General features: G+C 59.5%; 8 protein-coding genes. 4 read left to right on the top strand and 4 right to left on the bottom strand.

Features of this window, described 5'->3' with window-relative positions:
• Window position 1 precedes the first annotated feature (1 nt).
• From MPRO_RS18705 to MPRO_RS18715, 3 genes are all read left to right on the top strand, one after another.
• Complete coding sequence (locus MPRO_RS18705; protein WP_067296536.1) at window positions 2–1,144, top strand: glycosyltransferase family 4 protein; 1,143 nt, start codon at window positions 2–4, stop codon at window positions 1,142–1,144.
• Window positions 1,145–1,166: 22 nt separating this feature from the next.
• A complete protein-coding gene (locus MPRO_RS18710) occupies window positions 1,167–1,790 on the top strand; it encodes a histidine phosphatase family protein (RefSeq protein ID WP_158651871.1) in 624 nt (207 codons plus the stop codon).
• Window positions 1,791–1,932: 142 nt separating this feature from the next.
• Window positions 1,933–2,301 (top strand): hypothetical protein, encoded by a 369-nt coding sequence (locus tag MPRO_RS18715; RefSeq protein WP_067296542.1) that lies wholly within the window; start codon window positions 1,933–1,935, stop codon window positions 2,299–2,301.
• A gap of 44 nt (window positions 2,302–2,345) precedes the next feature.
• Here MPRO_RS18715 and MPRO_RS18720 read toward each other — a convergent pair whose 3' ends face one another.
• Together MPRO_RS18720 and MPRO_RS18725 are read right to left on the bottom strand one after the other, a co-directional pair.
• Window positions 2,346–2,825: a 3'-5' exonuclease family protein gene (locus tag MPRO_RS18720; protein ID WP_067296545.1), complete on the bottom strand. Its 480-nt coding sequence runs from the start codon at window positions 2,823–2,825 to the stop codon at window positions 2,346–2,348.
• Entirely contained in the window at window positions 2,825–3,817 is a 993-nt protein-coding gene (locus tag MPRO_RS18725; protein WP_245635136.1) for a class I SAM-dependent methyltransferase, read from the bottom strand. Before MPRO_RS18725 ends, MPRO_RS18720 begins: the two co-directional genes overlap by 1 nt.
• Before the next feature lie 66 nt (window positions 3,818–3,883).
• Between MPRO_RS18725 and htpX the strand changes: the two genes are divergently transcribed.
• Window positions 3,884–4,771 carry a protease HtpX gene (htpX, locus tag MPRO_RS18730; RefSeq protein WP_067296548.1) on the top strand — a complete coding sequence of 296 codons (888 nt, stop codon included), beginning with the start codon at window positions 3,884–3,886 and terminating at the stop codon, window positions 4,769–4,771.
• An 85-nt stretch (window positions 4,772–4,856) separates the two neighbouring features.
• Here htpX and MPRO_RS18735 read toward each other — a convergent pair whose 3' ends face one another.
• Together MPRO_RS18735 and MPRO_RS18740 are read right to left on the bottom strand one after the other, a co-directional pair.
• On the bottom strand, window positions 4,857–5,057 hold the full coding sequence (locus tag MPRO_RS18735) for a hypothetical protein (RefSeq protein ID WP_067296550.1): 201 nt from the start codon (window positions 5,055–5,057) through the stop codon (window positions 4,857–4,859).
• A 93-nt stretch (window positions 5,058–5,150) separates the two neighbouring features.
• The gene (locus MPRO_RS18740; protein WP_067296552.1) at window positions 5,151–6,263 is read right to left on the bottom strand and encodes an ATP-NAD kinase family protein; all 1,113 of its coding nucleotides are present in this window, start codon (window positions 6,261–6,263) and stop codon (window positions 5,151–5,153) included.
• Window positions 6,264–6,345: the final 82 nt, after the last annotated feature.

The following is a 6,345-nucleotide window of genomic DNA, read 5'->3' on the forward strand; positions in this document are numbered from 1 at the left end:
TATGCCTTCCCCTGTCGCCTTCTACGCGCCACTCAAGGCCCCCAGCCATGCCACCCCCTCCGGCGACCGCTTGCTGGCCCGGCTGCTCATGAGCGCGCTGGGGGAAGCAGGTTTTGATGTACGTCTGGCCAGCGCCCTGCGCAGCCGTGACGCCAGTGGCGACCCGGTGCGCCAACTGCGCATGGCACAGCTGGGCGAACAGTTGGCGACACGCCTGATCCGGCACTGGCAACGCCAGCAATGGCGCCCCAGACTCTGGTTTACCTACCATCTGTACTACAAGGCGCCGGACTGGATTGGCCCCGCCGTCTGCCGACAACTTGGCATTCCCTATGTCTGCGCCGAAGCCTCCTGGGCTGCCAGCCGCGCCCTGGGCCCCTGGGCGCTATCGCATCAGAGCGTTGGCGATGCGCTGCATCTGGCACAACGCATCTTTACCCTTAACCCCACCGATATCGACGGCCTTGAGGCTTGCCTGGGCCCACAGGCCCCCATCGTCAACCTCAACCCCTTTATTGACCTTGATGCCCAAGCCATCTCCTGCGTCGACAAAGCCGCCCTGGCCAGACGCTGGCAGCTGAACGCCGACAAACCCTGGCTGATCAGCGTGGCCATGATGCGCTCTGGCGACAAGCTGGCATCCTACCGCATACTGGCGGCAAGCCTTGCGCAACTGCACAGCGACGCCCAGCTGCTGATAGTCGGAGATGGCAGTGCCCGCAATGAGGTGCTGGCGGCCTTTGGCCAGCAGGATTCGTCGAACCAGCAGGCCCGCGTGCGCTTTTTGGGCCGACTCTCGCCCGCTGAGCTGACGCCCCTGCTCAGGGCTGCAGATCTCATGGTCTGGCCTGCGGTGAACGAAGCCTTTGGCATGGCACTGCTGGAGGCACAGGCCCAGGGCCTGCCGGTGATTGCCGGCAACGAAAGGGGCGTGGCGGCGGTGGTGCATCACAACCGTACCGGCCAGCTGGTTCCCCCGCGGGATCCAGGCGCACTGGCCCAGGCCCTGGATTTGGCCCTGGCACAGCCTGCGCTGCGCCAGCAATGGCGGGACGCCAGTCTGGCCACTGTTCGCCAACAGCACTCTCTACAATCTGCCGCCGCCGTGCTGCGCACCGAACTGGAGCCGCTCATTCATGCCTAAAACATCCATGCCTGAAAAACTCATGTCTGAGCCCACAGCTAAACCCGCTCCTGATCCCTATTTTGAACTGATCTGCCTGCGTCACGGCCCGACCGAATGGAACCGTCTCAAGCGCCTGCAGGGCCGCCATGATGAGCCCCTGATGCCGCAAAGCCGCAGTGACCTCCAAAGCCTCAAGCTACCCATGAGCCTTAGCGGACTCGACTGGTACAGCAGCCCACTGCTGCGCGCGCGCGAAACAGCACAGCAGCTACAACTGGATACGCGCATTGCGCCAGCACTGATTGAAATGGACTGGGGCGACTGGGAAGGTCAACGCATTGTTGACCTGCGACTTAAGGACCCTGCAGGCATGATGGCGATGGAAACCCTGGGGCTGGATCTGTGCCCGCCTAACGGCGAGTCACCGCGCCAGGTACAGCAGCGCCTCACGGACTGGGCCGAGTCAATGCGCAGGAAGGGATGCACCCGCGCAGGCGCCCTTTGTCACAAGGGTGTGATACGGGCACTGCTCGCCGCCGCCTGCCAGTGGGACATGCGCGGCAAGGCCCCGGTCAAACTGGATTATCGTTGCCTGCAGCACTTTGTCTGGGATGGTCAGCAGTGGCACCTGCGACAGGCCAACTTGCCACTGGAGCTGCGCTGAATCGCGCGCAGCGGGTTCAGAATAAACCGGGGTGATCCGAAAAGACCAAATTTTTCAACAACCTGCTAAGCTGTCACACAACCTTAGTCAAATTGACTTATAGTCATTCGCAGTCGAAAAAACACGGAGAGGTTCGTCAATCATGTTTATCAAAATCAACAAGAACAGCGGCATCTACATGGAACACAACGGGCTGGAAAAACAGCGCCTGATTCCGGTGACGTCCAACTTTCTGATTAACCTGAATCACGTCACCGAAGTGTCCTTCTACAGTATCAAGGAAGCCAAAAAGCGCTACGATCTGGAAAACCATGCGTTTACTGTGCAGCCACACACTCGGGTCATCCACTTGCAAATGAGCTATCTGCATGCGACCTACAAGGAAACAATCCACGGCAACAAAGGCAACCTGGTGGATCGCGGCTATTTCAAGCTGTACTTCATGCCCGAGGAAACCGGCCAGTATGATGCCATCCGCAGCCAGATCGACGGGCTGACGCTGAACCTCTGAGGCGACACCCAAGCACACTGAGCTCCAGGCGGTAAGCTCGGGGCTCAGGATTTCTGATAGGCGTATTTCAAGGCGCTAATCAGGTCAACAACATCATCCAGGGCGCGGTGATTGCGGTCCTGGCACTCAATCGCATCCAGAAAACGCTGACGCTGTGCCGGGCTGAGCAGCACTTCCAGTCCCCTGAGCTGAAACAGCGGGCGCATTTGGGCAGCATCGTACAGACGTCGCATCCAGAAGTGATCAAACTCCAGCGCATCGCAGTAAACCGTTTTGCCTTCCAGTGCCCGATTCAGCCGCCAGCAGGCTGCTGCAGCAGAAACGCCCTCGGCATGCAGCTCTTCCCGCGCCAGACCATGAATACCCTCGGCCACCTCATCCCAGTGTGTCCAGCCTGGTACGGACAGCGGGTCTATCAAAAAGCTGTCCTGCTCGCCGCTGCTGGCATCACGCCAGGCCACTTCGATGGGGTAGGAGCTTGTCCCCAGACCGCTGGCCTCGAAGTCCAGGCAAATAATATCCATCAGGCCTCCCGTTCGAATAGCAATACCTTTAGGGCCCGTTCCGGGTCCTGCTCGGGAAAGTCGTCGGGATTATTCAGCCGCTCACGAAAGCCAAACTGCGGGCACTCCTGTGCCATAAGCGCGCGAATAAAGCCGGTGTCATGCAAGGGATCATTATGGCACGCCAGTATGCGACTGCCGGTCTGGGTCAGTTCGGGCAGGCGCCGCACCACTTTGCGATAGTCATGCTCGGCAACAAAGCTGCCGGGCTGAAAGCTCGGCGGATCAATCAGGATCAGATCATAGGGGCCGAGCTTGCGCAGCTTGCCCCAGGATTTGAGCAGGTCATGCCCCAGGTAGCGCACGTCGCGCTGATCATGCTGATTGAGCTGATGATTCTCCCGCCCCCGCGCCAGGGCACCACGACTCATGTCCAGGTTCACCACCGAGGCCGCACCGCCGGCCATGGCTGCCACTGAAAAAGCGCAACTGTAGGCAAACAGATTCAGCACCCGGGCGCCACTGGCTTGCTCGCGCACCCAGCGGCGCCCCTCGCGCATATCCAGAAACAGGCCGCTGTTTTGATTCTGCAGCGGTGAAACCCAGTATTGCAGACCCAGCTCCGTTGCCTTTAACCGTTCCGGCACCTGACCCCAGGCGATCTCGTTGCGCGTTTCGCGGCCTCGGCCACGGGATTGCACTACCAGGGCTTCAATACCGGCAACCTGCGCCAGCGCAGCACACAGACGCTCACACCATGCAGGCTCGACCTCTTCATACAAGCGCACCACGGCCACCGGTGCAAACCAGTCGATCACCAGGTGTTCGAGACCCGGATAACAATGGCCTCGACCATGAAACAGCCGGCGTGTTTCGCCCGCCGCTAACTGCAATTGCTGTGTGACTGTCTCGATCAGCGGTTCCATCTTGTACCCCGGCCGGATCGGCGGCTGCAAAAGCGCGGCATTATAGCCGCCGTACCAGGTAGCAACCAGACGATTTTTAATGCTCAATACATTGAAACTTTATCACCTAGCCCACATCTTATTGCCTAACACCCAACCAGGTAGACTTACACCATGATGCGGATCGTCCTGTTCCTTGCCACCAACATCGCTGTACTGATCGTCGCCAGCATAACCCTTAGCCTGCTGGGCGTTGAGCATTACCTTAGCGGTACTGGGCTCAACCTCGGCTCGCTGCTGGCCTTCTGTGCTGTATTCGGTTTCGCCGGATCCATTATTTCCCTACTGCTTTCCAAAATGATGGCCAAGATGTCCACCGGCACCCAGATCATCACCCAGCCGCGCACAGAAGCCGAACGCTGGCTGCTGGACACCGTTGCCGAACTGTCGGAAAAGGCTGGCATCAAGATGCCCGAGGTCGGCATTTTCCCGGCCCAGCAGGCCAACGCCTTTGCCACTGGCTGGAACAAGAATGCCGCCCTGGTGGCCGTCAGCCAGGGCCTGCTGGAGCGCTTTCGCAAGGAAGAAACCCGCGCTGTACTGGCCCATGAAATTGGTCATGTTGCCAATGGCGACATGGTAACGCTGGCGCTGGTACAGGGGGTGGTCAACACCTTCGTGATGTTCTTCGCCCGCATCGCCGCCTATGCGGTAGATTCCTTCCTGCGCCGTGATGGCGATGACTCACGCCCAGGCATTGGCTTCTACATCACCACCTTCGTATTTGAAATCCTGTTCGGCATTGCGGCCTCAGTGATCGTGGCCTGGTTCTCGCGCCGGCGCGAATACCGTGCCGATGAGTCCGGCGCCTCCCTCGCCAGCCCCCACGCCATGATTGGCGCGCTGCAACGCCTGAAATCCGAATATGGTGTGCCTGATCAGCTGCAGGGTCAGCTGACCGCATTTGGCATCAGCAGCCACATAAAACAGGGCTTTATGGAGCTGCTGTCTTCGCATCCGCCGCTGGATGACCGTATCGCTGCACTGCAGAATCGCCGCTAGGCCACCCAAGCTATAAGACTGCAGATACAGCACTTCAGAAACAAAAACGGGCGCCCAGAGCGCCCGTTTTGCGTTTTCAGCTCTCTCAGCCGCCCTCATCCAGCACACAAAAGGACAGACAGGTACTGAAGAGCGCCACCGCCAGCATTAACGGAGGCTGAGCCAGCCACAGCATCAAGAATCCAGACAGTATCCAGATATTGCACACCAGCCCTCGGCGGGAACGCACTTTCCATTCACCCAGCCCTAGCCATCGCAACACAAATCCGAACAGACCGGGAAACATGAGTGCACCTCCAGGGTCACAGAACGCCTATCGCCACCGCATCCAGATACACCAGCAAGCGTTCTTTAACGTCTATTCAGGTTAGAAGCCCACTCAGCAATCCGCCACCCGATAAAGTACGGCATCGTGGTAACCGGTGGTGATGCGCATCAGGCCGGCGAAGGCGGCATCCAGCTGTGGGTCCCCGCTGTCTACGATCAAAGGCCGCCCGTCCAGCGCCTTGAGCTTGGTTTTGGACGCCAGCAGATGAATATTATCGCGCCCGATACGGCGCAGTAGCGCAGGGCTCAGTTGCTGGTTACCACGCCCGATAATATGCCCCTGACCACCGATGACTGTAATCACCAGCTGACTGTCGCAACCCTCAGTCAAAGCCAGCAACTGCTCGGCAGTACAGTCGCTGGCGATGAGCTGGCCATCCTCAATAACATCCACACCCAGCAACGTATTGGGGAGCCCCAGTTCCTGCATCACCGCCTGTACCGTAGTGCCTGAGCCCATCACATAGCGCACCTCCGGCAACATGGCTTCCACCATGTCCGCAGCGATGTCCGCCAGCACCAACTCCTCAACCTCGCGGGCGCCATTTTTCACGTGCTGCAGATAACGATGTTCCTGGGGCACCAGTAGCTCGCCATAGTACTTGGCACGCACTCGCCCCTGGCGAAATGCCTCCTCGTCGATATCCCGCACTTCCTGATCCGCCAGCGTCACCAGCTCGCCGCGTACCAGCATGGCAACTATTTCACCGGCCGCTCTGGGCGTAACAGCGTAGACACCGGAATGGATTTTCACCCCGGCGGGAATCCCCAGTACCGGCACCCGATCGGACAGCACATTGCAGATATTTCGCGCGGTGCCATCGCCGCCGGCAAACAGAATCAGATCGACCCCGGCCGCCGCCAGCGCCAGCGCCGCACGCTCCGTATCCTCTGGCCCGGTATGTCCCGATTCGATCTTGCCCAGCACCCGGGGCTCAAAACCTGCACTAGTCGCCACATCAGCACCCATTTCTGCCGGCCAGGTCAGCACCTCGACATCCAGCCCCTGCAGCGGCAGCAGTGCCTGCAGAGCACGCTCGCAAGCTTTGGGCTTGGCACCGAGCTCCAGCGCAAGACGCGCGGTTTCGGCGCCATCACTGCCCTTAAGGGCAACACTGCCACCAATACCTGCCAGCGGGTTGATGATCAATCCCAGTCGAAACACTCGACCTCCTGCATCTGATTACTTGAATAATTGAATAACTGACGGCCCGCAGTATCCAGTTCCCCTAGGAGGCTGTCCGAGA

Origin of the sequence: Marinobacterium profundum, assembly GCF_001528745.1 — a bacterium.
Taxonomy (GTDB): domain Bacteria; phylum Pseudomonadota; class Gammaproteobacteria; order Pseudomonadales; family Balneatricaceae; genus Marinobacterium_A; species Marinobacterium_A profundum.

Excerpts from the sequence above, each read along its gene's own strand:
- MPRO_RS18705 (WP_067296536.1), top strand. The coding sequence starts at position 2 with ATGCCTTCCCCTGTCGCCTTCTACGCGCCACTCAAGGCCCCCAGCCAT.
- MPRO_RS18710 (WP_158651871.1), top strand. The coding sequence starts at position 1,167 with ATGTCTGAGCCCACAGCTAAACCCGCTCCTGATCCCTATTTTGAACTG.
- MPRO_RS18715 (WP_067296542.1), top strand. The coding sequence starts at position 1,933 with ATGTTTATCAAAATCAACAAGAACAGCGGCATCTACATGGAACACAAC.
- MPRO_RS18720 (WP_067296545.1), bottom strand. The coding sequence starts at position 2,825 with ATGGATATTATTTGCCTGGACTTCGAGGCCAGCGGTCTGGGGACAAGC.
- htpX (WP_067296548.1), top strand. The coding sequence starts at position 3,884 with ATGATGCGGATCGTCCTGTTCCTTGCCACCAACATCGCTGTACTGATC.
- MPRO_RS18735 (WP_067296550.1), bottom strand. The coding sequence starts at position 5,057 with ATGTTTCCCGGTCTGTTCGGATTTGTGTTGCGATGGCTAGGGCTGGGT.